At 38.3% G+C, this 25617-nt stretch carries 24 protein-coding genes, 1 tRNA gene and 1 pseudogene; 11 read left to right on the top strand and 15 right to left on the bottom strand.

All coding sequences use genetic code 11. The annotated features are described in order from the left end of the window. Nucleotides 1–17 precede the first annotated feature (17 nt). The 4 genes from purT to FTU29_RS00100 form a co-directional block, all read right to left on the bottom strand. Nucleotides 18–1232, bottom strand: a complete 1215-nt coding sequence (gene purT, locus FTU29_RS00085; protein WP_171263820.1) for a formate-dependent phosphoribosylglycinamide formyltransferase — start codon at nt 1230–1232, stop codon at nt 18–20. 160 nt (nt 1233–1392) lie between these two features. Next, nucleotides 1393–1905 carry a hypothetical protein gene (locus tag FTU29_RS00090; RefSeq protein WP_180119708.1) on the bottom strand — a complete coding sequence of 171 codons (513 nt, stop codon included), beginning with the start codon at nt 1903–1905 and terminating at the stop codon, nt 1393–1395. A gap of 228 nt (nt 1906–2133) precedes the next feature. Beyond that, on the bottom strand, nt 2134–2481 hold the full coding sequence (ygaH, locus tag FTU29_RS00095; RefSeq protein ID WP_078189050.1) for an L-valine transporter subunit YgaH: 348 nt from the start codon (nt 2479–2481) through the stop codon (nt 2134–2136). Further along, nucleotides 2478–3230, bottom strand: a complete 753-nt coding sequence (locus FTU29_RS00100; RefSeq protein ID WP_078194362.1) for an AzlC family ABC transporter permease — start codon at nt 3228–3230, stop codon at nt 2478–2480. The genes ygaH and FTU29_RS00100 overlap by 4 nt, the downstream gene beginning before the upstream one ends. A gap of 103 nt (nt 3231–3333) precedes the next feature. Here FTU29_RS00100 and FTU29_RS00105 point away from each other — a divergent pair, with 103 nt between their 5' ends. Together FTU29_RS00105 and FTU29_RS00110 are read left to right on the top strand one after the other, a co-directional pair. Then, nucleotides 3334–3813, top strand: coding sequence for a hypothetical protein (locus FTU29_RS00105; protein ID WP_180119710.1), 480 nt, complete (start codon nt 3334–3336; stop codon nt 3811–3813). 433 nt (nt 3814–4246) lie between these two features. Further along, on the top strand, nt 4247–4405 hold the full coding sequence (locus tag FTU29_RS00110) for a hypothetical protein (RefSeq protein WP_227591814.1): 159 nt from the start codon (nt 4247–4249) through the stop codon (nt 4403–4405). Nucleotides 4406–4501: 96 nt separating this feature from the next. Here FTU29_RS00110 and FTU29_RS00115 read toward each other — a convergent pair whose 3' ends face one another. Next, nucleotides 4502–5209 carry a Crp/Fnr family transcriptional regulator gene (locus tag FTU29_RS00115; RefSeq protein WP_180119712.1) on the bottom strand — a complete coding sequence of 236 codons (708 nt, stop codon included), beginning with the start codon at nt 5207–5209 and terminating at the stop codon, nt 4502–4504. Between the two features lie 100 nt (nt 5210–5309). Between FTU29_RS00115 and FTU29_RS00120 the strand changes: the two genes are divergently transcribed. Next, nucleotides 5310–5849 carry a DUF962 domain-containing protein gene (locus tag FTU29_RS00120; RefSeq protein ID WP_180119714.1) on the top strand — a complete coding sequence of 180 codons (540 nt, stop codon included), beginning with the start codon at nt 5310–5312 and terminating at the stop codon, nt 5847–5849. A 63-nt stretch (nt 5850–5912) separates the two neighbouring features. Here the strand turns inward: FTU29_RS00120 and FTU29_RS00125 are convergent, their stop codons facing one another. Together FTU29_RS00125 and ychF are read right to left on the bottom strand one after the other, a co-directional pair. Then, nucleotides 5913–6347, bottom strand: coding sequence for a hypothetical protein (locus FTU29_RS00125; RefSeq protein WP_180119677.1), 435 nt, complete (start codon nt 6345–6347; stop codon nt 5913–5915). 231 nt (nt 6348–6578) lie between these two features. Continuing rightward, a complete protein-coding gene (gene ychF / locus FTU29_RS00130) occupies nt 6579–7670 on the bottom strand; it encodes a redox-regulated ATPase YchF (RefSeq protein ID WP_078189045.1) in 1092 nt (363 codons plus the stop codon). 270 nt (nt 7671–7940) lie between these two features. Here ychF and FTU29_RS00135 point away from each other — a divergent pair, with 270 nt between their 5' ends. Next, entirely contained in the window at nt 7941–8705 is a 765-nt protein-coding gene (locus tag FTU29_RS00135; protein WP_078194356.1) for a glutathione S-transferase family protein, read from the top strand. Nucleotides 8706–8786: 81 nt separating this feature from the next. On the opposite strand, the gene FTU29_RS00140 is transcribed toward FTU29_RS00135, so the two are convergent. Then, nucleotides 8787–10115, bottom strand: a complete 1329-nt coding sequence (locus FTU29_RS00140; protein WP_180119716.1) for a hypothetical protein — start codon at nt 10113–10115, stop codon at nt 8787–8789. 484 nt (nt 10116–10599) lie between these two features. Between FTU29_RS00140 and FTU29_RS00145 the strand changes: the two genes are divergently transcribed. Beyond that, the gene (locus FTU29_RS00145) at nt 10600–11070 is read left to right on the top strand and encodes an Lrp/AsnC family transcriptional regulator (protein ID WP_067763303.1); all 471 of its coding nucleotides are present in this window, start codon (nt 10600–10602) and stop codon (nt 11068–11070) included. 89 nt (nt 11071–11159) lie between these two features. On the opposite strand, the gene FTU29_RS00150 is transcribed toward FTU29_RS00145, so the two are convergent. The 3 genes and pseudogenes from FTU29_RS00150 to FTU29_RS00160 all read right to left on the bottom strand — a co-directional run. Then, complete coding sequence (locus FTU29_RS00150) at nt 11160–11912, bottom strand: YebC/PmpR family DNA-binding transcriptional regulator (RefSeq protein ID WP_078194353.1); 753 nt, start codon at nt 11910–11912, stop codon at nt 11160–11162. Between the two features lie 302 nt (nt 11913–12214). Further along, a complete protein-coding gene (locus tag FTU29_RS00155; RefSeq protein ID WP_180119718.1) occupies nt 12215–12784 on the bottom strand; it encodes a 1-acyl-sn-glycerol-3-phosphate acyltransferase in 570 nt (189 codons plus the stop codon). Between the two features lie 699 nt (nt 12785–13483). Further along, nucleotides 13484–14400, bottom strand: a pseudogene (locus FTU29_RS00160) (IS5 family transposase); the annotation flags it as partial. 128 nt (nt 14401–14528) lie between these two features. Between FTU29_RS00160 and FTU29_RS00165 the strand changes: the two are divergent. The 3 genes from FTU29_RS00165 (at nt 14529) to FTU29_RS00175 (ending at nt 16636) form a co-directional block, all read left to right on the top strand. After that, on the top strand, nt 14529–14732 hold the full coding sequence (locus tag FTU29_RS00165; RefSeq protein ID WP_180119720.1) for a hypothetical protein: 204 nt from the start codon (nt 14529–14531) through the stop codon (nt 14730–14732). A gap of 17 nt (nt 14733–14749) precedes the next feature. Continuing rightward, the gene (locus tag FTU29_RS00170) at nt 14750–15487 is read left to right on the top strand and encodes a putative type VI secretion system effector (RefSeq protein ID WP_228144798.1); all 738 of its coding nucleotides are present in this window, start codon (nt 14750–14752) and stop codon (nt 15485–15487) included. Nucleotides 15488–15640: 153 nt separating this feature from the next. Beyond that, entirely contained in the window at nt 15641–16636 is a 996-nt protein-coding gene (locus FTU29_RS00175) for a hypothetical protein (RefSeq protein ID WP_180119722.1), read from the top strand. A gap of 408 nt (nt 16637–17044) precedes the next feature. On the opposite strand, the gene FTU29_RS00180 is transcribed toward FTU29_RS00175, so the two are convergent. Next, nucleotides 17045–18070, bottom strand: a complete 1026-nt coding sequence (locus tag FTU29_RS00180; RefSeq protein ID WP_111885726.1) for an SUMF1/EgtB/PvdO family nonheme iron enzyme — start codon at nt 18068–18070, stop codon at nt 17045–17047. Nucleotides 18071–18378: 308 nt separating this feature from the next. Here FTU29_RS00180 and FTU29_RS00185 point away from each other — a divergent pair, with 308 nt between their 5' ends. Next, nucleotides 18379–19143 carry an IS5 family transposase gene (locus tag FTU29_RS00185; RefSeq protein ID WP_373423550.1) on the top strand — a complete coding sequence of 255 codons (765 nt, stop codon included), beginning with the start codon at nt 18379–18381 and terminating at the stop codon, nt 19141–19143. A gap of 559 nt (nt 19144–19702) precedes the next feature. Here the strand turns inward: FTU29_RS00185 and FTU29_RS00190 are convergent. Next, nucleotides 19703–19779 (bottom strand) — tRNA-Ile (locus FTU29_RS00190). Nucleotides 19780–20147: 368 nt separating this feature from the next. Here FTU29_RS00190 and FTU29_RS00195 point away from each other — a divergent pair. Both FTU29_RS00195 and FTU29_RS00200 read left to right on the top strand, forming a co-directional pair. Continuing rightward, entirely contained in the window at nt 20148–22352 is a 2205-nt protein-coding gene (locus tag FTU29_RS00195) for an OsmC domain/YcaO domain-containing protein (protein WP_180119724.1), read from the top strand. A 536-nt stretch (nt 22353–22888) separates the two neighbouring features. Further along, a complete protein-coding gene (locus tag FTU29_RS00200) occupies nt 22889–23113 on the top strand; it encodes a hypothetical protein (RefSeq protein ID WP_111885746.1) in 225 nt (74 codons plus the stop codon). A 125-nt stretch (nt 23114–23238) separates the two neighbouring features. Here FTU29_RS00200 and bioB read toward each other — a convergent pair whose 3' ends face one another. Together bioB and queG are read right to left on the bottom strand one after the other, a co-directional pair. Continuing rightward, a complete protein-coding gene (gene bioB, locus FTU29_RS00205; protein ID WP_111885747.1) occupies nt 23239–24231 on the bottom strand; it encodes a biotin synthase BioB in 993 nt (330 codons plus the stop codon). Between the two features lie 277 nt (nt 24232–24508). After that, complete coding sequence (queG, locus tag FTU29_RS00210) at nt 24509–25603, bottom strand: tRNA epoxyqueuosine(34) reductase QueG (RefSeq protein WP_111885754.1); 1095 nt, start codon at nt 25601–25603, stop codon at nt 24509–24511. Nucleotides 25604–25617: the final 14 nt, after the last annotated feature.

Genomic DNA, 25617 nt, shown 5'->3' on the forward strand with positions numbered 1-25617 from the left:
GTTAAGGTGTTACAAACTTAGTTTTGTTGAACACTGACTTGTTGTGCAGCATGTTGAGCAAGTTCACGCGCGTGATCTGTGGTTTCAGCACGTGCTGTTGCTACGCCCATACGGCGACGTTTAAAGCCTTCTGGTTTACCAAAGAGGCGTAAATCGGTGTCTGGATTAGCCAAAGCAAGATTTAAGCCAGTAAATGATAAATTGGTATCATCCACGCCTGCATAGATGACTGCGCTTGCAGCAGTACTGTGTCGAGCAGTATTCACAGGCAGACCAAGAATGGCACGTGCATGCAGTTCGAATTCGCTTTGGAATTGCGATGCAAGAGTGACAAGGCCTGTATCGTGTGGACGAGGTGATACCTCACTAAACCATACTTTATCGCCTTTGACAAACAGTTCCACGCCAAAAATGCCACATCCACCTAATGCAATGGTTACTTTATTGGCAATACGCTTGGCTTCTTCTAAAGCAAGAGCAGTCATGAGTTGTGGCTGCCAACTTTCTACATAGTCGCCAGCATCTTGGCGGTGGCCAATCGGGTCGCAGAATGATGTTTCAATTTCACCTGTTTCTGCATTTTTTGCACGAACAGTTAGCAGGGTGATTTCAAAGTCAAAGTCAATTTGTGATTCCACGATCACAGTACCTTGATTTACACGTCCACCTGTTTGTGCATATTCCCATGCGGCATCGACTTCATCAAAACTTTTTACACGTGACTGTCCTTTACCCGAAGACGACATGACAGGCTTAACAAAGTTTGGATAACCAATGTCATCGCATGCAGCACGGAACGCTTCAAGGGTATTGGCAAATCGGTAGGCTGAAGTTGGGAGTCCAAGCTCTTCGGCAGCTAGACGGCGAATCCCTTCACGGTTCATCGTCAGGTTTACAGCTTTTGCTGATGGAATTACTGTTGCGATATTTTGTTCTTCAATCTCGACCAAAACTTGAGTCGCAATGGCTTCAATTTCAGGGACAATCAAATGAGGCTTAACTTGAGAAATTAAGGCTTTAAGTGCCTCAGGATCTGCCATATTTAAAGTATGAGAAAAATGTGCAACTTGCATGGCAGGAGCATGGTCATAACGATCGGCAGCATGAACTTCTACACCCAAACGTTGCAATGAAATCACAACTTCTTTACCGAGTTCACCAGAACCTAACAGTAAGACTTTATACGCTGAAGACTGAAGTGGAGTACCAATAGTGACGCTCATGTAAATCATCCATGCTTGATTTTATGGGAATTTAAGCATAGCAGAACTTGTTCGAGAGATAAGCGAGTGTTCACATAAATAAATGATATTGTCCAACAATTTTTTTTATATCTTTATGGGTAAGCGTTCATGTAATTATTTACCTGTGAAAATCTTTAAAAAGTGGTATTTAGTTGTTTTTATATAAATTTACTTTAAATATACCTGCATTTTTTACACATGCAGGGAATGGTTCAATTTCCAAATTTATACATTGAAGCGCACGGAGCTGCACAGATGTTTGATGGAAGTTGGGCCAGTACAGTAAACCAAGCAGTGGTGCGGTGCATATACATAAAATCAATATTAAGCCAATTAAAATGGCAGTGAAATAGAGTGCGTCTGTAGCCCCCGATAGAAGGTGAAATGATGAATTGAGCCATGAACTGAGGCTGAAAATACACAGTAGAAAAATCAATAAAAAACCGGATAGCTGCAGAAAGTTGCTGAACAAGCGGGGTATTGAGATGTGTAAAAACATCAGGCGACGTGGATGTAAGTGCAGAATCTGCTGTGTGGAGTTGTATAAACCCACAATCATTTTTTGTTGATTTTTCTCTATATAAATGGCGCGGATCTGATCTGCAGGTTGGTAATGTACAGCGCAGAAATTACCACTGAACAGCTGATTTGAATGAAGCATTGAAAATATACGCTTTCTATGGGCTTTTGCAGTCCCCAACTCAATTTAGATGGTTGTCTAGAATGAATATAAATTTTGCCTCGAATACAATGGTACTTTGCCATCTATGGGGTTTCGCTACATTTTTTATGTTATGCGTTGACTATCTCATAAATATTGCTAATTAAAAGGCACAGGCTGAAGAAGCTTGTGCTTGAGGTTTTTATTTGGATTGTCGCTGACTCGGCTTTAGAGATGAAAAGGTATATAGGTATAGACTAAGCCATAAGTCAGTGCCGCAGTGAGCGTAGCTGGTACAATTTTTTTAAACTTGAAATACAAGCCAGCAAGCACAGCAAAACCAACCAACATGGCAAAGCTTTTATTTGGTGTCTCAAGCAAAGGTGGTAAGGTTGCAACCACCAACATTGAACTAATTGCGGCAATGCCAATCGAGCCCAAAGCGATTTTGAGCCATAAAGAACCACGCTGCTGTGAACCTTGCTGAAATTTCTGAATTACAAAAAATGGCCCAAACCGTGATGCAAAATTCGCAATCCCGACCAAGATCCCAACCAAGATAATTTCTAGATTCATGATGCTTCACCCATATGTTCAGGATCAGGTTTCTTTAAGACATAATGTTTGAATAAACCGGCAAAAATACCAGAAGAAATACCGATAAAAATCGCAGCAGACAAGTCGATAAAGTAGCAGGCAATCGCAGAAACAATAATTGTAACCGTGACCACAAATGTATGTTTTTTCTCAAATGCTGCGAGTAAAAAGCTTAAAAACAATGCAGGAAGTAGGAAGTCGAGTGCAGCTTGTAAAAATTGTGGAAGGTTGCTGACTTGATCGGCAAATAAACCGCCTAAAAATGAGCCTGTTGCCCAAGACAGCCAACTAAATAAGCTGAGTCCTAACATCCAAGATTCTGACCATTCTTGACGACGTTGCGACAGTTTGATCATGCCTGATGCGAAAACTTCGTCGGTTAAACCCCAAGCCCAAACTGCCGTTTTCTTTAAATTGAGTCGGTCTTGAATCAGGTTTTGTAAAGCAGGACCGTAGAGCAAATGGCGTATATCGAGAGCAATCACAGTGAGTGCAGTCATCCAAATAGATGTTCCACTTCCCAGTAACGCAACGACGAGAAACTGACTGGCACCTGCATACATGGAGCATGATAAAAATAAGGCTTCCCACGCAGTGAAACCGAATTGAGTCGCGGACACCCCAAATGCAAAAGAAACAGGAAGATAGGTAAAGATAATGGCTTGACTATCTTTAGCACCTTGCCAAAAACCCGCAGGCTGAACTGTAGGAAGTTTGTGCTCAGACACGACACACCTTTGAAAGAGTTGAACAACAGGTCAAATGATGATTGAGTATTGTACTCGAATTCACTAGCATATTGCCGAATATGTTTGCTGAAATGAGCCGGATATGCAGAGGTTAAAGATGCGTGGGATACTGATTGTTTCATTATTGAGCAGCACGGTGTTGTTGCAGGCCTGTGGTAATGATGGAGCTGAACAAGCTCAAGTCGAAATTAAAGCAGCACCTAAATTAACCAATGATGCAACGGAGTATGCTGCCAAAGCTTGGGCGTTTATCAATGAAGTCGATCCGATTGTTTATGCAAAACAAGTCGATCAGATGGAAGAGAAAGTTCGTGTTCCAGCACGTAAATTGAGTACGGAATGGCGTATCAATGTCAAAATGACCGATTCTGTGACTGAAGGTAAATATGCACTGTGTCGTAAGGCTTTGACAAGTTTGGAAATTTGGGCACGTGAAAGTATTGATCAGAGTTCGACTGTTGCACAAAAGCAAGCAGATTATGAGCGTGATAAAAATCAATGCAAAGGTGCGATTGAAAACCCTGAACTCGGAAATACCGATCCGAAAAAAGTAGGCATTTAACCCGATCAAAGCAGTGAATTTTCACTGCTTTTTTTTGGAAAATATCAAAAAACAAGAATAAATCTATAATAGAGGATTGGAAAATTCTCCTAAAAACATTGCTATTTCATATAAAAAATAAATCAGACTGCTGTCTTTGTGTTGAGCTTAGTTTCAAATTTGCATGTTATTTTTTGAATTTAAATAGATAAAGCATAGATAATGAATAGTAAAAATATCTTTTGAGAAATATTCATTGTTAAAAATTCCCCCATTTTAGAACGCTAGTCGTCTGTCTTTCTCTTTAATTAATATCTATAAAATATTAATAATACAAAGTATAGATAATGTGATAAAAAATTAAAATTATCATTATTTGATAAAGTGTGTAAAAATTACTGCGTAAAAGATGAAATGTGTAAATTAAATTAAAGACGTTGAATAGGTGATTAAGATGAAAAAAACATTAATGAAGTTATCGGTTTTGGCTGTTTTGACTACAGCGGTCAATGTACAAGCAGCGACTGAAGACAAATCAGAAGCATCAACTCAAGAAGTTGCAGCATGTACAAATGGTTTTGACAGTGTAAATGTTTGCCAATTATTGTCGTGATCAAAACTCGATAAAGCGAAGTGCCACAAATAAAAGCAAAATAACTATAAAGAATCATTCTGGTGCAATTAAATGCACTTATTTAAATCACAAATGTCAGACATCATGCACAGGAAGTGCATGAGCAATCTGATGTAACTGCGCTAGATCTAAAATTTCAATTTGTTTAAATGCAACACGAAGCACCTGTATTTTTTCCAACTGCTGAAGCTCCTGATTGACTGATTGTCGTGAGCAATTCATCTGTTGCGCGAGTTGTTCCTGCGAGATATGTATGGTGTGTTGCTCAATTTCCAAATGATTTCCATATCCATTTAAAATAAACAGCAGACGCTGTGCGAGACGTTGACTTAAACTCTGTGTTTGTAAGGCTATGAGTTCCATAAAGGCATAGCGAAGCTTTTGACTGGTGAGCTGAGCAATATGAAACCAAAACTCGGGGTGTTGTTGTAATAATTGCTGGATTGCTTGAGCCGGTAAGTGTAATAAGGTGGATTTTTTGGTACAGATGGCATCGTGAGAACGTGGTAATTGGTCAACCAAGGATATTTCGCCAAACCACATAATCGGCTCAGCAATGGCGGCAATCGCTTCTTTGCCATGAATATCGATATAGCCTAATCGAACTGCGCCTTCTAAGACTGCATACATACCATTAAAACGCTGTCCTGATAAAAAAACACGTGCGTCTTTTTCAAAAGTTAAGGTCAGGGCATGGCGGCAGATAAAGTCTTGGAAGGAAACATTTAAGCCTGAATACCACACATTTTTATTGAGTTGATGCACATATTGAGCGTCCAGCACAGCATATCCTTATTTTATGGTCCAACTTGTCTATTAGCTGACAACTTTATTGATGCATTTTTTATATAGTGAAATGAGTGAATGAACAAGGAGTAAGTTGATGAGCAAACTTGAAAGGCTGCTAAGCCAATATGCAGCATATCATTTAGATCGAAAAAATGTGCTGACGCATTTTGTGGGTATTCCGCTTATTGTATTTTCGATTATGTGTCTAACAGCACGAGCAGGGCTAATGATTTCAGGTTTTGAACTGACCCTTGCATTGTTGTTGATTATTGCCAGTGTCATTTATTACCTGAGTTTAGATAAAATTTTCGGTTTGATTATGCTTTTGGTATTTGCCGTCACGTATCCCTTAGCCTTAATGATCGCAAAAATGAGCCTTATGTCATGGCTGATTTGGAGTGTGGGGATCTTTGTAGTGGGTTGGATCATCCAGTTTATCGGCCATTATTATGAAAAGAAAAAGCCTGCGTTTATGGATGATGTTATTGGCTTGGCAATAGGACCTTTATTTGTTCTAGCTGAGTTTGTGTTTCTACTCGGCTTTCGTAAAGAGCTTGAACAACGCATGCTGACAGAAGCAAGAAGACAGCGCGCAGAGATGGATGCAAAATCATTACAAACTGCTCACCCATAAATGATTTGAATAAAAAAGCCGGATAATTCCGGCTTTTTTTGCGATGTGTTAATTCTCAACTGTTTATGATTTCACAGCAGCTTTATGTTGTTCCGCTGCGACCTTTTGTGCAGCGATTTTTGCTTTTGCGTCAGTATTTGCAGCTTTGGCAGCATGGGCTGAAGTTTTAGCTTCTGATTTTGCTTGTGTTGCAAGATGCTGTGCTTGAGCTGCATCATGTTTTGCTAATTTTTGATTATGTTTCACTTTGCTCTGAGCCAATTGGCTGGCTTGTTTTGCATCGTGTCGAGCGACTTTTGCATCATGCTTTGCAACTTGTGCTGCATGTGTAGCAGTATGTTCCTGATGTTTTGCATCTTTTGCAATTGAAACACAAGTACCACCTTTATGGTTTGCACCTGTACCATCTGTAAGTGTGGTGCCTTGTGGACATGCAAACGCAGTTGCACTAAGCATTGTAAAGATACCTGCTGTTAGAATTGTGCTGATTTTTTTCATTGCTATTGTTCTATGAAAATAGGCATTAGTGCCTATGAATAAATTTATAGCAGAACGGTAGAGATTTAAGTCGTTGCACTGTGGTGACTCGGCAACCAAATCATGTATTCGTGTCGATATAATTTTGTTTTTAAGCAGGTTTTAAGTTTTTAAATATGCTTATTTTTTGGCTTGAGCTTTTGCCTGAAATTAAAAAAGCCAGCAAATTGCTGGCTTCTTATGAGTACTATCTTATACGTTAAAACGGAAGTGTAAAACATCACCATCTTGAACGATGTATGTTTTACCTTCTAAACGCCATTTACCTGCTTCTTTAGCGCCAGCTTCACCGTTGTATTGAACGAAGTCGTTGTAGGCAACACATTCAGCACGAATAAAGCCTTTTTCGAAGTCAGTGTGAATCACACCTGCAGCTTGAGGTGCAGTTGCACCAATTTTTACTGTCCAAGCACGAACTTCTTGTACACCAGCTGTAAAGTATGTTTGAAGGCCGAGTAAGCCATAACCTGCACGAATAACTACGTTAAGACCAGGTTCTTCCATGCCTAAAGCTTCAAGGAATTCCGCACGGTCTTCGTCTTCTAGTAATGAAATTTCTGCTTCGATTTGGTTGCAAAGTGGAACCACAATCGCATTTTCTTCAGCAGCTAATTTTTGTACTGCTTCTAAGTGAGGGTTATTTTCGAAACCATCTTCTGCAACGTTGGCAATATACATGGTTGGTTTAAGGGTTAAGAAGCCATAACCACGCACCAATTTACGTTCATCTTCATCAAGGTCAGCTGCACGCGCAGGTTTACCTTCATCCAGTAAAGGTAAGATTTTGTCTAAAACAGCTTTGGTCGCAATCGCTTCTTTATCGCCACCTTTTGCAGATTTTGCTAGACGTGTAATTGCTTTAGAAACAGCTTCTAAGTCAGCAAGTGCAAGTTCAGTGTTGATTGTTGCGATATCGTCAAGTGGATCAATTTTGCCATTTACGTGAATGACATTCTCGTCTTCAAAACAACGTACAACATGTGCAATAGCATCCGTTTCACGAATGTTGGCTAAGAATTGGTTACCAAGGCCTTCACCTTTAGATGCACCAGCAACGAGACCTGCGATATCCACAAATTCCATCGTGGTTGGGACAACACGTTGTGGGTTTACAATTTCAGCAAGTTTATCCATACGTGGGTCAGGTACAGGTACGATCCCAGTATTTGGCTCAATTGTACAGAATGGGAAGTTTTCAGCAGCAATCGCAGCTTTGGTTAATGCGTTGAAAAGCGTTGATTTACCAACGTTCGGCAGGCCGACAATACCACAGTTAAAACCCATGAAATAACTCACAAAGTATTATAAAAAAAATTGTGGATGATTTTACATGAAAGCCATAATAAAGTCAGGTGATATGGGAGGGAGAATGTATAACTTATTGAATCGCGCTGAGATCGAGATGAATTCACGTCTGAATAAAGCTTAAGTTGCACTACGGATGCAGAATAGTTGCAAAAATGACATTGTGTTTCAATAACACAGTGACTAAAGTATCCCTATAAAATTACTGGGTTTTATAAACCACAGTTACAACAAAAACTTGGAGCATTTATGCGAACTCTCTACCAGTTTCCACTCTCACATTTTTGTGAAAAGGCGCGCTGGTTACTCGATCATAAAGAGTTGGATTATGTGGCTCATAATTTAATGCCGGGTGTACATCGTGCATTTGCACAGCTTAAAACAGGGCAAAACAAATTACCGATTTTACGTGATCAAGATCATTGGGTTGCAGATTCAACTCAAATCGCCTTTTACTTGGATGCGACCTACCCCGAACATAGTCTGATCCGTCCAGATGTCAAACTGCGTGAAGACGCTTTAGAAATTAATGAACTCTCCATTGAGTTAGGCCAACATGTGCGCCGTTGGGGGTTGGCACATGCATTAAATGAAAGTGAAGAATCACTTGATATTTTAATTGGTGAAAAGGGCTATTTACGTCAGTTTGAAAAATATTCCAAGCCCATTATAAAGGCACTGGTTTCTAAAGGTTATCAATTAGATACGGATAAGGTTGCGGCTTCACGTGAGCGATTGGACGAAATTGTGGTTGATTTAAATCAACGTCTGATCGAACAAGGTGGGCGTTATTTTGTAGGCGACCGATTAGGTTTGGCTGATATTGCAGTGTGTTCAATGTTGGCGCCGATATTAGAGATTGTTGGAACGCCGTGGGAAAAAGAGCATGGCGAAACCTTGTCAGAAGAGTTTAAAGCTTACAAAGCCTATTTGAGCGATTTGCCTTTAGGTCAATATGTACAACGCATATACCAAACAGAACGAAATGCACGGGTAGATTGGCGTGGTGTATAAACCCTTTATATGAAAAATTTACGTCATATTGCTTTAAAAAAGCGCGCCTAAAAGCGCGCTTTTTCGTCAGACATTCAATCCTTAAATATAGCTTTGTTGTTGAATATCCAAAATATTCAGCACTGGACTGATACTATCGGCTTGTAAAGTATTCAGCGGCATAACTGGGTAGAAGATATTTCCTATCGCATCTTTAATACTTGGGATGATGGTGGAGATATCAAAATCACCTTGAGCAGAACCTAAATTTTCCAATAGGTCATTAATATTCGGTAATTGGCCTGTGAGGTTTTCAGTCAATTGGTTGAACTGATCCGAGATAGAACCCAGATCAATTTTTTCTGCAGCAAGATTGCCGAGTAAATCGCCAAGATTTGGGATGGTCAGTTGATCGAGGAACTGCGTCGCTTCACCATTGCTGTCCATCAGAGCAATGACTGGTTTCAATGAATCAATCACTTGATTTAAATCAGTTGAAAGCGTCAGTAAGGATGGATTGTTGACCACATCCAAAATGGTGCTCACGCTATTTAAAACATCATAAATCGCTTTGATGGTTTGAGCCTGATCCGTATCGATGACATCGCTTTTTGCCAGTAAATCTAGCAGCGGATTAAGTCCTTTGATCACCCCTGAAATGGTCTCAGGGACATTCCCTTGGTTGGCTGATGAAATGGCGGTCACTAGATTGGTCACACTTCCAATCACTGTCGGTAAAGCATGACTCAACTGTTCCATATCAATAGTTGAGTTGTCTTTATTGATTGAAGCTAATAAAGGTAGGAGGGCAGTCGTTGCACCTTGTGCAATTTGCCCAAAGTCGATGTTTCCAGAAGACGAGCTCCCAATCATCTGAATAATAGGTTGCGCATATTCTAAAACTTGACTGAGTGTATTGATAATTTGCGTTGCATCCGTTGACCCTGTTGCGCTTCCAAGCATAGCAAGCAGTGGTTCGATGGCATTTACAGCGCTGCTGATATTGTCAGGAAGATTGGCTTGATTATTGGTGCTACTCAGTAAACTTTGCAAGCTGTTCACAATGGTAGGTAAAGATTGAACCAACTGATTCATCTCTGTTGAGCCAGCGTTGCTATCTAAGTTTTGTAGGAGTGGTTGCAGAGTTGTCATCAATGTCTTGAGTGCATCCGAATTTGAACCGTTATTGGATGTAAGACTTTGAATCGTGCTAATCACTTGCGGAAGCGATTTAGTCAGTGCGCTAAAATCAAAAGACTTTGTGCCACCTAAATTACCCAATAATCCTGTCAGTGTATCCGTGATATTGGTTGTAGGTTTAAGTGGGCTAAGTAGGTTACTGACCGTGCTGCTAATTGTACTGAGCTGTAGGGAAGGACTTAGTACAGAACTTAATTTTGAGCTGAGTGAACTCAGTGATTTAATTGCCATGTTTATTCTTCCGTTTTTGTTTTTTTGTATATTTATGAACCGCCGCTATTTTTTAATGTAATTACCAAATCTAGTAAATAAGTGAAAAAAAGCAAAATGTGAAATAGAGCGCACATTGAAAAATATAGTAAAAATAAAAAGTTGAAAAATATAAAATAAAATTTATTTTCCTTTTATCTGAAATTGATTTATTCAGATCAATGGAATGCATCGAGAAGCTTTATTGGCAGGTTGTCTAAAGACGTTATTTAGAATATAAAAACTAAACTTTGATGAAAAAACATTCATTTAAACACGATATTTATGCAAATTATTATGTTCATAATGCATATGAGCTTTATTATTTTTAATAAATCATGCTATACATGAGAAAACTTGCACATAAATGCTGATTTTAAAACTTAAAATAACATTGAAAATGACAACAGGTGTTTGATGAATCGGGATCATCAGCACTGTTTTCAAAAATGGCTGGAGTAGACTGATGGAACTAGACCGTTTTGATAAACAAATTTTAGAAATTTTGACCCATGAAGATGTCAATTTAAATGAACTGTCAGAGCGGGTGAATTTATCGGTCAGTTCAGTTCATCGTCGGATCAAACAATTGATTGATCACAATATTATCAGTGGTCTAAAACGTGAAATTAATTATCAAAAATTGGGATTTAGTTTGCATGTGCTGCTGCAGGTGTCCTTAAGCAAACATGATACAGACACCTTTGCTAAATTTTTAGAAGAATTAGAAAGTATTCCGGAAGTCATCAATGCATTTTTAGTGACAGGGCAGTCTGCCGATTTTATTGTGGAAGTCGTTGCACGAGATATGGAAAACTATAGTGAAATTTTACTCAAACGCATTGGTAAAATTGAACATGTGGTCGCATTACATTCGAGCTTTGTAATTAAACAATATAATGTTTTTAACTGTAATGGCTTATTAAATAAGGTTTAAATGCAGCCCTCATATATAAACTCAAACAGTTGAAAGCTAGGCAATAAAAAACGCACCGAAGGGTGCGTTTTATACTTCACTCGATTGAATTAAAGAGCTTCTAATTCAGCCATCACTTCATCTGTAAATTCAACGTTGGTATACACGTTTTGAACGTCGTCTAGATCTTCAAACATATCAATCATTTTGATGATTTTTTTCGCTTGTTCGATATCTGAAATTAACGCTTTAGTTGAAGGGTTCATGACCACTTCGGCGTTATCAGATTTTAAACCTGCTGCTGCAAGTGCATCCTGAACCTCACCGAAAGTTTCAGGTGTGGTGATAACTAGAATTTCATCTTCATCTACTTCAATATCTTCAGCACCAGCTTCTAAAGCGATGTCCATGATTTGATCTTCTAAAGAAACATCTTCAAAAGTAATCTCACCACGTTTGGTAAACATATAAGCCACTGAACCTGCAGTACCTAAATTACCATCAGTTTTCGAGAAGCAATGACGAACGTCAGGAACAGTACGGTTCAAGTTATCCGTCATTGTTTCAATGATGACCGCAACACCACCAACGCCATATCCTTCGTAGGTTACTTCTTTTAGATCGGTATTTTCTTCACCACCCACACCACGTTGGATCGCACGGTTGATGGTGTCACGTGTCATGTTTGCAACTAATGCTTTTTCAACAACAGCACGTAAACGTGGGTTAGACGCTACATCACCGCCGCCTAAGCGTGCAGCTGTCACGATTTCACGGATAAATTTTGTGAATACTTTAGCGCGGCTTGCATCTTGTTTTGCTTTACGATGCTTAGTATTAGCCCACTTGGAATGACCCGCCATGCGAAATATGCTCCTTGTAGATTGGCCTTATGCCTATCAAATTGAGCAAATTCTACCATAATGGCTTTTTTGTGTGAAAGTACTGGATTTCAGGAAATGTGTAGTTGAAAAAAAAATATCCAAATTTGAGAAAATAATGCGAAATGTCTAAACACCCGTACTGTAATTTTTCTTATGATGAGAATCAGGCTAAAAGGGGGAGTCTGATCCTGTTATAACAGGAAGATATAAATGTATACAATGCATGGAGCACGTGACATTTATATCTTTAAATACGTAGTTCGTTAAAACATGAATGGCGCTTAGTCTTTATTTTTAGGTTCTGGGATCACGATATCTAAACCTACTTTATCTTTATAGAGCTGTTTGATTAAGGCTAAATCGTGATCGAGCTCAGTCGGGTAAATCTTACCGAAAATACCACCTTGTTTGGTTTTTGAGTTGGCATACATTAATACAATCGGCACACCTGCTGCTTTAGCAATATACCAAAAGCCTGTACGAATTGGTTTTCGTGCTTCACCACGTACTGCACGGGTCGCTTCTGGAGCAATGACTAAATTAAATTTTTCGCTAGCTTCAAAATGCTTAACCATTTGAGTCACGATGTCTTTATTGGCTTTACGGTCTACAGGAATACCGCCAATCGCTTCAAGAACAGGTTTAAATGGACCTTTAAAGAGTTCTTTTTTAATCAGCGTGTGAATTTTAATGTCGTAAATTTGGCAAAGGGCCAATGAAAGAACAGCATCCATCATTGAGGTGTGTTCAAAGCCGACGATCACTTGTTTATTTTCTAAAACATCAGGTTCTACGTGGTATTTCCAGCCTGCCAATTTAAATGCAGATTCGCCAATAAACTTTTTCAACATAGTCGGTGATACGGTGATTTTAAAAAGGTGTAATTTCTGCTTGTTTGGATCATGAGTCAAGAGGATTTAAGTGAGCTTTGATCTGAATTGTGCAGATATTTCAAATCGGAATAAGAAGGGCGGATTGAAAAATTATACTTTTTAGCAATAAATCGGTTAAATTTTATATAGCAAAGCTATCATCATAGATAAAAATACTCTTAAAAATTTGCTAAATATGGCTAGGCACCGTCAGAAATTCTTATTAGACTTTTGTCGTAGGTTAAAACTTTTAACCTGTTGGTCTTAACTCGATTTCTAACGGAGAACTCAAGCATGATTTATTTAACTGCTGTGTTATTCGCTGTTGCTATGTTTGCTTTGATTGTTATTTGGTCAATTGTTGAGTTTTATTTGGACTTAAGAAAGCCTGAACAGGTTGAGTCTTAATATTGGCCGAAATTTATAGGCCCCATAGTTGATTTATTAATACCATATATTTTATATAATAATTATGTTTAATTAATAGTAAAAAGATATTAATGTGGTTTTTTTGTTGAATCTTAAGCTTGTATCTCAATAGAAATTTTTATTTGATATTTTTAAGATTTTCAATATTACATATACTTGAGCAGGTTTCAGAAATGGCTATTCCTAGTTGTAAAAGGCTTTGATGCATAAACCTTCAAAGGGTGAGTTATCCCCAATCCATTTAAATTTAGTAACAACTTGGGTGTGAGGTCTACCTAATTCCGTAAACCTATTCAGAACTGCCACACGCGCATAAATTTCATTAACCTGACTTTGAAAATGTCTTGCCGTCAGCTTATCTCCTAATTATTTGATGCAATGCATCTTGGTTTCCACCAAACTGCGACGGTGATAGCCTGACAGTTTTCCATAGAGTTCTGCCTAAATGTTTAACCGTTTGAAGTAACTTATTTCGCTCTAGCGAGCTAGCTTTTTATCTTTCGATGGTTTTGCATTTTTCTTAGGTGGAATCACTGCATGTGCTTGACAATCTAAATTCACTTGTCTGCAGCACTTCGTGTCGTACGCCCCATCGGTATAGACAGAATCTATTCCCTCATATAGTGGTATTTGATCCAGAAAATCACTAAGTACTTGTGAATCACTGACATTATTTTTCTTAAGCTGAACAGCACGTCTTTGAAGCGTTTCAGCATCAATACTAATATGCAGTTTACGCCATTGCCGACGGTATTCAGGCTGATGCTTTTTACGCTTCCATTCGCCTTTACCTAAAAATTTTAAACCCGTAGAGTCGACGAGTAAGTGTAACCCACTAAGACTTTTCTGATAGCTTATCGCAATATCCATATGCTTTAGTCGTCTACAAAGGGTAGAGTACGAATATCACTGATATTCGGGGCTGCTCAGCCACAGAGTTTAATCAGGCTTTAGCAAAGCTTGTGACCATGCTTAAAGTAAGGTGGAATAGAGATTTGATTATTAAAACAGCATTGAATCGCTGTATCGGAATAAGTTTGATTTCGTCCGTGCTAACTTTGTGGTTACGCATACCATTGGGTCTTAGGATCAAACCAGATTGAAATATTTCGTCGCTTGATGAAAGCTTTGTTATATGCGGACCAATTTAGTAGTCTGGTAGATTTTTATGAAGTTTAGCACTTACCGTTGGACAGATTGGTCTTCTTGTTAGTGCTGTTGCGCCACATCTGGGTTCAGCTGTACTTAAAAATGTGACAACAAAACTGTCGCAACATGCAGTCATGGCTTTTTAATGAGTGTACGTGTGATTGCTGGTTTGAATGTAATAACATTAAGTCTGGTTGCTGTTGAAATAGAACTAAAAAATGGGTCTGACGATGCTTTAAAAGATTGGTGTCAAAAAACACCATTTCTTAAATTAGATAGTAAAGAAAAGCCTTGGAAAGATGCAACTGAAGTGTACCAAGAGTTTGCTAAGGCTGTTTTGAGCTTATAAGTATGTATAGAGAAGATATGATTAAATTAGAAGGCTATATTAGAGAGTTAGAAGTTCATCAGGGTGTATTAAATGCTCTAGGTGGAAAGGGAGACTCATTAATAGCTTCATCTGCAATTCTTGGAACCTTAGCAGGCAATGTTACTTTGGGAACACAAAGTGTTTTTTTGGCTTCTCAGTCACGTTTGCATATCGAAACTCTTGTTATGAAAATTAATGGAAAGATATGCGTTGGCCAATTTCATCGTGTTTTATTACAACAGAATGAATATGTAGTTTGTGTTGCGAAAAAAATTGAAGAAAATGTTTATGAGTTATTTTCTGTTCTAAGCCCTTCAACAGGCATCCTACACATGCAAGTTGGAATGGGGGCCTCGATAACAAATTTTAAAAAATCCACAAACAAGGGGGGACTAGTATGGTTTACACTAACTTGTGTTATTGCTTTCACTTTTATAATTGTACTCCCTCAAAATTTTGATTTAGTAAATTTTTTAATATTCTTTTCTGCGATTTTTACTTTTTATTTTTTATTTATGTATATTATTAAAAGTTCCGCAGCTTCATTAATATATCTCAGTGAAAACTCAGAACAAATTTTTGACTTGTATGGCTTTAAAAATCCTCAAGAAATATATCTATTTACTGCACGACATGAAGATACATCAGAGAAATTAATTTTAGAATCTATTTACGATTATCGAAAAGTTATTAAAGATGATCCTTATCCTGAGGATTATTCTGATAAGAAATGAAAAAGTCTATTTTATCTTTAATTGCATATTTTGCCCAAGATAATGATATCCAAAAATGGATTCGTAAATGTTTATTATCAACGGATCAAAGTATAATTAGGTTAGATACTATTCAACAACAAATGTTGGGCCTAAAGTCGGTATACAATTAATATGAAAAGTAAAATTAAAAAACACGTCTTTGGTTATGATGTGTTTGAGCAGAATATTCCTTTTTCTCATTTAGATGAAGGGGATATTCTACTCAAAGTTGACAATGATTCTAAGAGAAATCATAACTGGTCATTTATTAGCATGAATGATGATTATATTGAATTGATTGATCAATCTTATGCTCGGCTAGGTAAGTCTATAAGCATGTTTATTTTTATTTTACCTATATGGTTGTTTTCAATTGGTTTGCTGATTTATTTTTTAACTAATCCATTTTTTGATGATGGGATTGGTATGTATGTATTTATTATAATTGTTTATTTATTTTTTATAATACTTGTCTTTTATGCATTTATGAGTCCATATTTTAAATACGACCATAAACAACCTATTTGTAAGCCTGTTCTTTTTAATAGAAAAACAGGTAAAGTTTTTTTCTATATTAATGATCAAGAATATATAGAAAAGAAATGGACAGATGTAGTTTATATTATGGGCAGTAGTTTTGGGTTGTCTGGCATTCCATTACGAGAGCTTCGGGCACATATCATCGAAGACGGCATCCTAAAACATACCTTTGTGATTGGCTTTCCAATGATTGGAATATTTCGTACTCAAGGTTTATGGACTTTTATTTGTCATTTTATGATGAAAGGACCAGAGGAGCTTTACCCCAAACCGCATCCTATGTACGGTACCATCGATCCGTTTACCCAACTAACCTATTGTCAAAAGGTCGTGGGTGCAAAAGAAAGTTGGAGAGATACATGGAAATCATTTCGAATCATTTATCATTATAATTGGGTTCCAGCTTTATTTGCTTATCCATTTGATGTGTGTAACTTTGTTGCACGAAGAATTTTATTGCATATCAAACCATTGCCCGTTTGGCATGAAGATGTAGTACGAAAAAACAAAATGGATTTAGAGCGCCCAGAGGAAGTCAGCGCAAAAGATAATTTTGAATTTACGATGTTTAAAATGATGGATAAATAAAAAGCCCCTCAGGGGCTTTTTTAATATAAATTAAGGTAACTGCTTAATCGGACTGCCACCCAACGCCTACATCAAAGTCACGTAAGCATTGTATTAGCTTATTATTTATTGATTTCAATTTGATGCGAAAAAATAAAGCATTATGTCTGTGAGCCGCAGAGTTTTGTACCGTTGTTGCAAACGGGCTATAGATGTTTTATCAAGCTTTCAGAAACGCCTGACTATACTCAATTTTAGCATGAACATTATTGGGTTTATAAAGATCCGATATGGAAAGCCGAAACACGAAAAAATAAAGCTGAATTGGAGCGGGTCCTTTTGATAGAGATACACTGTTGGTAAGCAATATTGAGATGATTGATACTTCACTAGAATCAAATAACCAAAATGGAACGTATAAAGTTTAAATTAATTTATACAACGAAATGCGGTATCTTGGCTTCCATCAATAGTATTGCCATGCTCTTTGAACATAGCGGATGGAGGGGCTTTTTGACGGTAAATATTCATGCCATCACCACCAGCAGCATTATCACCACCTTGTGGAAAGGAGCTGCGCAAGACTTTTTCTGTGCCATCTTTAGGGCCTTGTGGATTCTTAACAGGTGACTCTGCATAGTAGTTTTCGCTATACCAATCTCTGACCCATTCAGTATTATTTGTCACCATGTCGTAGATTCCCAAAGCATTTGGTGATACTTTTCCTAATATAGGAAGATGTCCATAATTATTATACCTATATTTAACAGAATTGGTTTTGAGTTGTTCATAGCTTGCAATATTTACCCCATTTTTCATGGTGCCATCATTGGTTGCATAGAGAAGGTATTGTCCACGGTTTCGGGCAGCATATTCCCATTGTGCTTCTGTCGGTAAATCCATTTTTTGCCCCATTTGATTGCCTAACCACTGACAATACTTTTGTGCATTGTACCAATTTGCACCTGCTGGGAGTTTATGAAAAATTTCCTTTGGATAGTCTTCTAAATAATCTGGTTGTACTTGATTGGTGGCCTTGAGATAGATCAAATAATCTTGCAAAGTAATTTTATTATTGGTCATCTTAAAGCTGTCTAAGACCACTTTATGCGGTGGTTTATTATCCTTATCAGATGAATAACCTACATAGCTATTATAGGGAGGTGTCTCGACATTGCCTTTGGGATTCGTTACTGCCACACTATCTGGAGCTGTTTTTTCTAGTTCTTTGGTGATGGTGCCGAAATCTCCCATAATGAATGAACCACCTTGTACATTCACCATATTTTTCTTTGTGCGCTCGACAAGCTCATGAATTTCACTCTGTAAATTTGGATCTGTAACTTTCTGATTGGCTTGCTTTTGAGAAGATGCATTTGGCTCTGATGGCGTTTTAGCACAAGCCGCTAATGTCAGGCTTGAGAGGAAAATAAAAGCGATTTGTCGATTGATCATATTTTTTTAAATTATAGAGTTGTTTAAATATTATCAAAGAATAAAACAAATTTAATATCTCAAAAAGTAAGTTTTTATATTTATTGAGTCAACTCTAAATATGGCTACCAGCTAAGATTTACATCAAGGTCATGCAAGCATTATCTTAATTTTACTTAACCCGAAGCAAGATTAATTGATCCATGGCGTAAGACACTGGTCAACTCGTACAGCCTCTTTGTTTGATATGACAATTTGCATAAATGGTTTAGATAGGCTTTGTTGCTCAAATCTACGGTTAAAGGCTTATTCAACATTATAATTCTCAAATGAATAAGTCCACATCTAAAATCTATCGCACAACCAATTGGCCTTCTTATAACAGAGCATTAATCAATCGAGGAAATATCTCTATTTGGTTTGATCCCAAAACTCAATGGTACGCTCAACCAAAGGGCAAGCATGGTCGAAATCAAACCTATTCTGATGCTGCTATCCAATGCTGTCTGATGATTAAATCTCTATTCCGTTTGTCTTTACGTATGGTCACTGGCTTTGTTGAAAGTTTTATTCATCTTTGTAGATTAGATTGGGCAGCCCCGAATATTAGTGATATTCGTATTCCACCATTTGTAGAAGACAAAAGCATATTGATATTGAAATCAGCTACCAAAAAAAGTAGCGATGGGCTGCATCTACTCGTAGACTCTACAGGCATGAGGTTTCTAGGTGAGGGAGAATGGAAACGCAAGAAACATGGGCCTGAATATCGTCGCCAATGTCGTAAACTACATATTGGTATAGATGCTAAAACCCTACAAATACGCGCTATTCAGCTCACAACCAATAATTTCAGTGATTCACAGGTGCTTGGTGATTTACTTAATCAGTTTCCACAAGATGAGCAAATTGACTCTGTTTATACCGATGGAGCTTATGACACCAAGCAATGCCGTCAGGTCATTGCAGATCGGCAAGCGCATGCGGTGATTGCACCTAGAAAAAATGCGAAACCATGGAAAGATACAAAGAGTAGCACGCTAGAGCGAAATGAATTACTTCGAACAATTAAACGTGTAGGCATGACACTATAGAAAAAATGGTCAGGCTATCATCGGCGAAGTATGATTGAAAATAAGATGCATTGCATCAAATTATTAGGAGATAAACTCAGTGCAAGGAGTTTTGATAGCCAAGTGAATGAGATCCATGCACGTGTAGCAGTCCTTAACAGATTTACGGAATTAGGTCGACCACTTACCCAAGTTACGCCTTAAATTTGGCTCAATTAGGGGTGCTTTGCATTTCAAATCTTTGTGAACAAAGCCCTTTTGATACACAACCTAAATGGCTTCAGAGTGTGGAGTATGAATGTCAGGTCGCGGAAGATGACCCGTACATCGTTGATGCATTTACGACTTATCGGTTAGATACTTATTTTTGTGTTATAAAATCTTGATTTTTATACTTAATTTTTAGCCATTTAAAAGTAAAGTGAAGTTAAATTATATAGATCACAAATCCTATAAAGAAAAGCTTTCTATATTACAGTGCAGCATATTGCAAAAAAGAAATAAAAAACCCATGAATCATTATAATTCATGGGTTTATATATTAAATCATTGCAAAGTTGAGCATATGATTACAAAAAATTGGTGGGCCCACACAGACTTGAACTGTGGACCAACGGATTATGAGTCCGCTGCTCTAACCAACTGAGCTATAGGCCCTATATTCTGAATGTGTTATTTATCAACAAGTTCAGACGCAAAGCATACTAGCGAAGATTTTTTTAAAAGACAAGCCTTTTTCTTCACGGCTGCACACTAACACAACAAATTGGCTGTAGTTGCAGCAGTTGAGCTTGGATTCGACCAAAATGCACAAAGTGTCGAATCCTATTGTGATGTAAATCACGACAAAAGTTATCAAACAGTCAAAATAACCTTATAATAATGCCCATTCTTGTCAGTACCGTGCCCAACAGCGCTTAGATTGGTACTGGCCTCACATTTTTAAGTCAATGTCCTACAGTTATTCGGCTTATGTTTTCATTTTTATGTGTTGCACTGACACATAAGAATATTTAGGTGCCCACATGGAAATTAAGGTTAATTATCTCGATAACCTTCGACAAGAAGCCAAATTTGATGACTTCACGGTAATTGCCGACCAACCTATTCGCTATAAAGGTGATGGTTCTGCTCCCGGACCATTCGACTACTTTTTAGCGTCATCAGCATTATGTGCAGCGTATTTTGTAAAAGTGTATTGTGCGGCGCGAGACATTCCGACAGATAATATTCGCTTATCACAAAATAATATTGTTGATCCTGAAAACCGCTATAAGCAAATTTTCAAAATTCAAGTTGAACTACCTGCGGATATTTCTGAAAAGGACCGTCAAGGTATTTTGCGTTCAATTGACCGCTGCACGGTTAAAAAAGTGATTCAAACTGGTCCTGAGTTTGTCATTGAAGAAGTAGAAAGCATTGATGCAGATGCACAAGCTTTACTTATGCCAAATTTAGCGTCAGACAGTACCACGTTTATTCCGGGTAAAGATCTGCCATTAGAAGAAACCATTGCCAATATGTCAGGTATTTTGGCTGGTTTAGGCATGAAGATTGAAATCGCGTCATGGCGTAACATCGTGCCGAATGTTTGGTCTCTACATATTCGTGATGCACAATCGCCCATGTGTTTTACCAATGGTAAAGGCTCAACCAAAGAAAGCGCATTAGCTTCGGCTTTGGGTGAATTTATTGAACGTCTCAATTGCAACTTCTTCTATAACGACCAGTTCTGGGGTGAAGAGATTGCCAATGCTGACTTTGTGCATTACCCAGATGAAAAATGGTTCCAACCCGGCCCAGAAGGCGAGTTACCTACTGAAATCTTAGATGACTATACACGTGAAATTTATAACCCAGAAAATGAGTTATTAGGCACACATCTATATGACACCAATTCAGGAAATATAGCACGCGGTATTTGCTCTCTTCCATTTGTCCGTCAGTCCGACGGTGAAACAGTGTATTTCCCATCAAACTTGATTGAAAATTTATACTTGTCAAACGGGATGAGTGCAGGGAATACCTTGGCTGAGGCTCAAGTGCAATGTTTATCGGAAATCTTTGAGCGTGCGGTCAAACGTGAGATTTTAGAAGGTGAATTGGCTCTACCAGATGTACCAGAAGAGGTTTTAGCCAAATATCCAAGTATTGTTGCGGGTATACAAGGCTTAGAAGAACAAGGTTTTCCTGTATTGGTAAAAGATGCTTCACTTGGTGGTCAGTACCCTGTGATGTGCGTAACCTTAATGAACCCACGTACTGGTGGGGTTTTTGCATCTTTTGGTGCGCACCCTAAACTCGAAGTAGCTTTAGAGCGTAGCTTAACCGAGCTTCTACAAGGCCGAAGCTTTGAAGGTCTAAACGATCTACCAAAACCAACGTTTAGCTCAAATGCAGTCACTGAGCCAAATAACTTTGTAGAACACTTTATTGACTCAAGTGGTTTGGTGTCTTGGAAATTCTTTAGCGCACAATCAGACTATGATTTTGTAGAGTGGGATTTCACATCTGAAGGTGAAAATGCCAATGCGGAAGAAGCCGCAGCGATGTTTGCGATTCTAAAAGATATGGGCAAAGAAGCGTATATGGCGGTCTACCAGCATCTTGGTGCTACGGCATGTCGTATTTTAGTTCCGGGTTATTCTGAAGTGTATTTGGTTGAAGACTTGGTTTGGGATAACACCAACAAAGCTTTGGACTTCCGTGAAGATATTTTAAATATTCATCGCCTAGATGAAGACGAGTTAGTGTCACTGGTTGAGCGCTTGGAAGAGCTTGAGGTGGATGACTACACGGATATTGTGACGCTCATCGGGATTGAGTTTGATGACAATACCGTATGGGGCCAATTAACGGTTCTTGAGCTCAAACTACTGATCTATATTGCCTTACAAGAATTTGAAGAAGCAAAAGAGTTGGTCGAAACCTTCCTTCAGTACAACACTAATACAGTTGAACGTGGTTTGTTCTATCAATGCATGAATGTGGTTTTAGAAGTTGAATTGGACGATGACTTAGATCTCAATGACTATGAACATAATTTCCGTCGTATGTTTGGTGACGAACGTATGGATGCAGTGATTGGTTCAATGGATGGCAGTCTTCGCTTCTACGGTTTAACTGAAACCAATATGCAACTTGAAGGTTTAGATCGTCATTTACGTCTGATTGATAGCTATAAAAAATTGCATGCTGCACGTGCGAAGTTTGCCAGTCAGAACGTTTAAATCTGGCCTTGTGAATAACGTTACTCATGTGATCATCTATTTGAAAAAACTCTCCTAAGGGGGAGTTTTTTTGTGCAAAATTTGCTGAAAAATAATCTATATCTGTGATGCTGATATTAATAAAAAACCTTAGAACTCAGGTGAATATAAGGAAGGCTTAAAAATAACCGATTATCCGAAATTGTGTCATTTTAAAGTAAAGATATTTGACTCATTGGAAAAATATGATAATAAATTAGCTATGGCGTGTTTAGGCATGATCATAATATTTCAGGACGAAATATTTAGAAGCACATTAATAAATAAACGGGAGTTTTAACAACATGCTTCAATTATTCAGAAAACTATTTTGCATGCATATTTACGAATACGAGCAAATGGAAGAAATCGGTTCGCACAAGGAATGTCGTAAGTGCGGTGTGACAAAGTAATGCAGAGTCTAAGCCGAAAAAAAAGTGAGCGAAAGCTCACTTTTTTAATGCCGGTCAATATTGAAATCATTAAAATAGAAATACATTCACAGTTTTTATGCAGATATGAGTAAAGATTTTCAAGCCGAGCGTTATACCGTCGATGCCAATATGGCAGATACCATTGCATGGTTATTACAACATCAGGATTGCTTTGAATCTTTTCATTATGATGTGATTCAGCAGCAATTGGTGGTTCAACATGCTAATGGTCAAGACATTATTCGTGAAGGGGATTATTTAAATGCAGGCTATGGAATTTTAATAACAGCACATAACTTTGCGAAGTAAACGATATATTTTCCCTACTCATGGTGATTTAGCCATTTCATTTGTTCGCACCATCTCTTGCATTGCACTTTGATACCTATCACTGATCATTCAATTGAACTAAGCCCCGAACTTCGGGGCTTATTTTAAGCCATTTGCATGGCATCAGTTGAAAGCTGTGCAGCATTTGGTTTGGGCTGTTCAGCCACTAAACCGAGTTTGCTAAATAAAAGCTGATCTTTGCCTTCGCCTGCATTTGGCGTGGTCAGTAGTTTTTCACCAGAAAAGAGTGAATTTGCACCTGCCATAAATGCCAAAGCTTGTTCTGAATCACTCAGGGATTCACGACCTGCAGAGAGTCGAATATAGCTTTTTGGCATAATGATCCGTGCGACTGCAATGGTGCGAATCCATTCGATGACTTCGAGTTTTTCTACATCAGCAAGTGGGGTACCTTGAATAGGGACAAGGAGATTGATCGGCACGGATTCAGGATGAATCGGCAGCGTTGCCAACTCCATCAAAAAGGCGATACGGTCATCACGGCTTTCACCTAAGCCCACAATTCCGCCGCTACAGATTTTCATTCCAGATTGGCGAACATAGTCTAGCGTCGTTAAACGGTCATCATAGCTACGCGTGCTAATGACATTGGGATAATACTCACGAGAGGTATCGAGGTTATGGTTGTAATAATCTAAGCCTGCCTCATGTAAGCGCTCTGCTTGAGACTGATTCAGCATGCCAAGGGTCATACAGGTTTCAAGTCCCAGCGCTTTGACTTCACGCACCATTTCTAGCACATAGGGCATGTCCCGTTCATGTGGATTGCGCCATGCAGCGCCCATACAAAAACGCGAAGAACCTGAGGCAAGCGCAGCTTTCGCTTCATTGATGACTTTTTCCACAGCCAGACGTTTTTCAGCTTCTAATCCAGAGTCATAATGTGCAGACTGAGAGCAATATTTACAGTCTTCAGGGCACTTACCAGTTTTAATCGAAAGTAAGGTGCTGACTTGAATATGATTGGCTTGGAAATATTCACGGTGAATGGTCTGTGCTTGGAATAATAAATCCATCAATGGTTGTTGATACAACTCTTTTATTTCTGGATGTGTCCAGTCATTTCGGTAGCTCATAAATGATCCATATTTTCTGCCTAATGCAGATCATCATACGTAAAATTTGCAGACTTCCAAGACTATTTTGTAACATTGCAATATAGCTAAAATGCATTGAAATGACTTTTTCAAAGAACTTTTGATATTTAAGATGCTTGCAAAGTTATGCTAAATGACAGCACAATCGCTGCAATGTTTATTTTGAGCAAAAAAATTGATTTTCTTGGATTACGTCACTAAGTTTTAGCTTAAATGCAAACTTTGTAAGGATCTGGAAAATAGAGAATAAAAACCCTTAAAGCATTTTTGAGTTTTGTTCTGCAATTGCCCAATCAATATGAACTTGCACAATCGCGTCATGTTTTTCGCGAGAATTTTTTAATGATTGAACAATATTTGAACTGTATGGTGCATTGCCTAAGCCTATCGCGATATTTCGCATAAAGCTTTGATAGCCTGTTCGTCGGATAGGACTGCCTTCAGTACAGCTTAAAAAAGTGGCTTCATCCCATTGCCAAAGATCTAATAAACTCACTTGGTCGAGGCCATGACGTGGATAAAAGTCCTCAATTTGAGTTTTATGCGCAAAGCTATTCCATGGACAGATAAGTTGACAGTCATCACAGCCAAACACACGGTTGCCAATGCCACGGCGTAATTCTTCAGGAATGATGCCTTTATATTCGATGGTTAAGTAGGCAATGCATTTACGTGCATCTAACATATAGGGTTCAACGATGGCCTGAGTTGGACAGATATCAATACAGGCTGTGCATGAACCACAATGTTTGGTTGCCGGCGAATCAAAAGGCAAATCGAGTGATGTAAACAGCTCACCTAATACAAAAAATGAGCCTGATTTTTTATGGATCAGTAAGGTGTGTTTGCCTGTCCAGCCCATGCCTGCATTTTCAGCTAAGGATTTTTCAAACACTGGTGCAGAGTCGGCAAAGGGTCTAGATTCAAAATCTCCGATTTTTTCACGGATGATATTCGACAAGGTTTTTAAACGACCACGCATGACTTTGTGGTAGTCACGACCTCGTGCATAGCGTGCAATGATGGCTGCATTTGGCTCATCAGGAACATAACGTGGTTTTGGGGTTTCGACCAAATAATCCATGCGGACACAAATGATACTGCGGGTGCCGGGGACTAAAAGTGCAGGATTGGCACGTTTTTCAAGGTTTTCCTCTAGGAATTTCATATCGCCATGATAACCACGTTCTAAATATTCTTTAAAACGAGGGAGTTCCTCTTGAGCATCTGGCTTTGCGATGACACAATCAGAAAAACCTAAATTTAAGGCTTGTGCTTTAATCCATGCTTTTAGGGTTTCTGGATCATATTGATCGACAGGAATTTTTTGTGCAGGAGTTGAAGCGGCCATAATCATAACAAGGA

This window comes from Acinetobacter sp. YH12086, from assembly GCF_013419345.1.
Classification (GTDB): Bacteria; Pseudomonadota; Gammaproteobacteria; order Pseudomonadales; family Moraxellaceae; genus Acinetobacter; species Acinetobacter amyesii.

Excerpts from the sequence above, each read along its gene's own strand:
- FTU29_RS00145 (WP_067763303.1), top strand. The coding sequence starts at position 10,600 with ATGGAACTAGACCGTTTTGATAAACAAATTTTAGAAATTTTGACCCAT.
- ygaH (WP_078189050.1), bottom strand. The coding sequence starts at position 2,481 with ATGAATCTAGAAATTATCTTGGTTGGGATCTTGGTCGGGATTGCGAAT.
- FTU29_RS00110 (WP_227591814.1), top strand. The coding sequence starts at position 4,247 with ATGAAAAAAACATTAATGAAGTTATCGGTTTTGGCTGTTTTGACTACA.
- FTU29_RS00090 (WP_180119708.1), bottom strand. The coding sequence starts at position 1,905 with ATGCTTCATTCAAATCAGCTGTTCAGTGGTAATTTCTGCGCTGTACAT.
- purT (WP_171263820.1), bottom strand. The coding sequence starts at position 1,232 with ATGATTTACATGAGCGTCACTATTGGTACTCCACTTCAGTCTTCAGCG.
- FTU29_RS00140 (WP_180119716.1), bottom strand. The coding sequence starts at position 10,115 with ATGGCAATTAAATCACTGAGTTCACTCAGCTCAAAATTAAGTTCTGTA.
- FTU29_RS00155 (WP_180119718.1), bottom strand. The coding sequence starts at position 12,784 with ATGTTGAAAAAGTTTATTGGCGAATCTGCATTTAAATTGGCAGGCTGG.
- FTU29_RS00105 (WP_180119710.1), top strand. The coding sequence starts at position 3,334 with ATGCAGAGGTTAAAGATGCGTGGGATACTGATTGTTTCATTATTGAGC.
- FTU29_RS00180 (WP_111885726.1), bottom strand. The coding sequence starts at position 18,070 with ATGATCAATCGACAAATCGCTTTTATTTTCCTCTCAAGCCTGACATTA.
- FTU29_RS00170 (WP_228144798.1), top strand. The coding sequence starts at position 14,750 with ATGATTAAATTAGAAGGCTATATTAGAGAGTTAGAAGTTCATCAGGGT.
- ychF (WP_078189045.1), bottom strand. The coding sequence starts at position 7,670 with ATGGGTTTTAACTGTGGTATTGTCGGCCTGCCGAACGTTGGTAAATCA.
- queG (WP_111885754.1), bottom strand. The coding sequence starts at position 25,603 with ATGGCCGCTTCAACTCCTGCACAAAAAATTCCTGTCGATCAATATGAT.
- FTU29_RS00120 (WP_180119714.1), top strand. The coding sequence starts at position 5,310 with ATGAGCAAACTTGAAAGGCTGCTAAGCCAATATGCAGCATATCATTTA.
- FTU29_RS00200 (WP_111885746.1), top strand. The coding sequence starts at position 22,889 with ATGAGTAAAGATTTTCAAGCCGAGCGTTATACCGTCGATGCCAATATG.
- FTU29_RS00195 (WP_180119724.1), top strand. The coding sequence starts at position 20,148 with ATGGAAATTAAGGTTAATTATCTCGATAACCTTCGACAAGAAGCCAAA.
- FTU29_RS00165 (WP_180119720.1), top strand. The coding sequence starts at position 14,529 with ATGAGTGTACGTGTGATTGCTGGTTTGAATGTAATAACATTAAGTCTG.
- FTU29_RS00150 (WP_078194353.1), bottom strand. The coding sequence starts at position 11,912 with ATGGCGGGTCATTCCAAGTGGGCTAATACTAAGCATCGTAAAGCAAAA.
- FTU29_RS00125 (WP_180119677.1), bottom strand. The coding sequence starts at position 6,347 with ATGAAAAAAATCAGCACAATTCTAACAGCAGGTATCTTTACAATGCTT.
- FTU29_RS00175 (WP_180119722.1), top strand. The coding sequence starts at position 15,641 with ATGAAAAGTAAAATTAAAAAACACGTCTTTGGTTATGATGTGTTTGAG.
- FTU29_RS00185 (WP_373423550.1), top strand. The coding sequence starts at position 18,379 with ATGAATAAGTCCACATCTAAAATCTATCGCACAACCAATTGGCCTTCT.
- bioB (WP_111885747.1), bottom strand. The coding sequence starts at position 24,231 with ATGAGCTACCGAAATGACTGGACACATCCAGAAATAAAAGAGTTGTAT.
- FTU29_RS00135 (WP_078194356.1), top strand. The coding sequence starts at position 7,941 with ATGCGAACTCTCTACCAGTTTCCACTCTCACATTTTTGTGAAAAGGCG.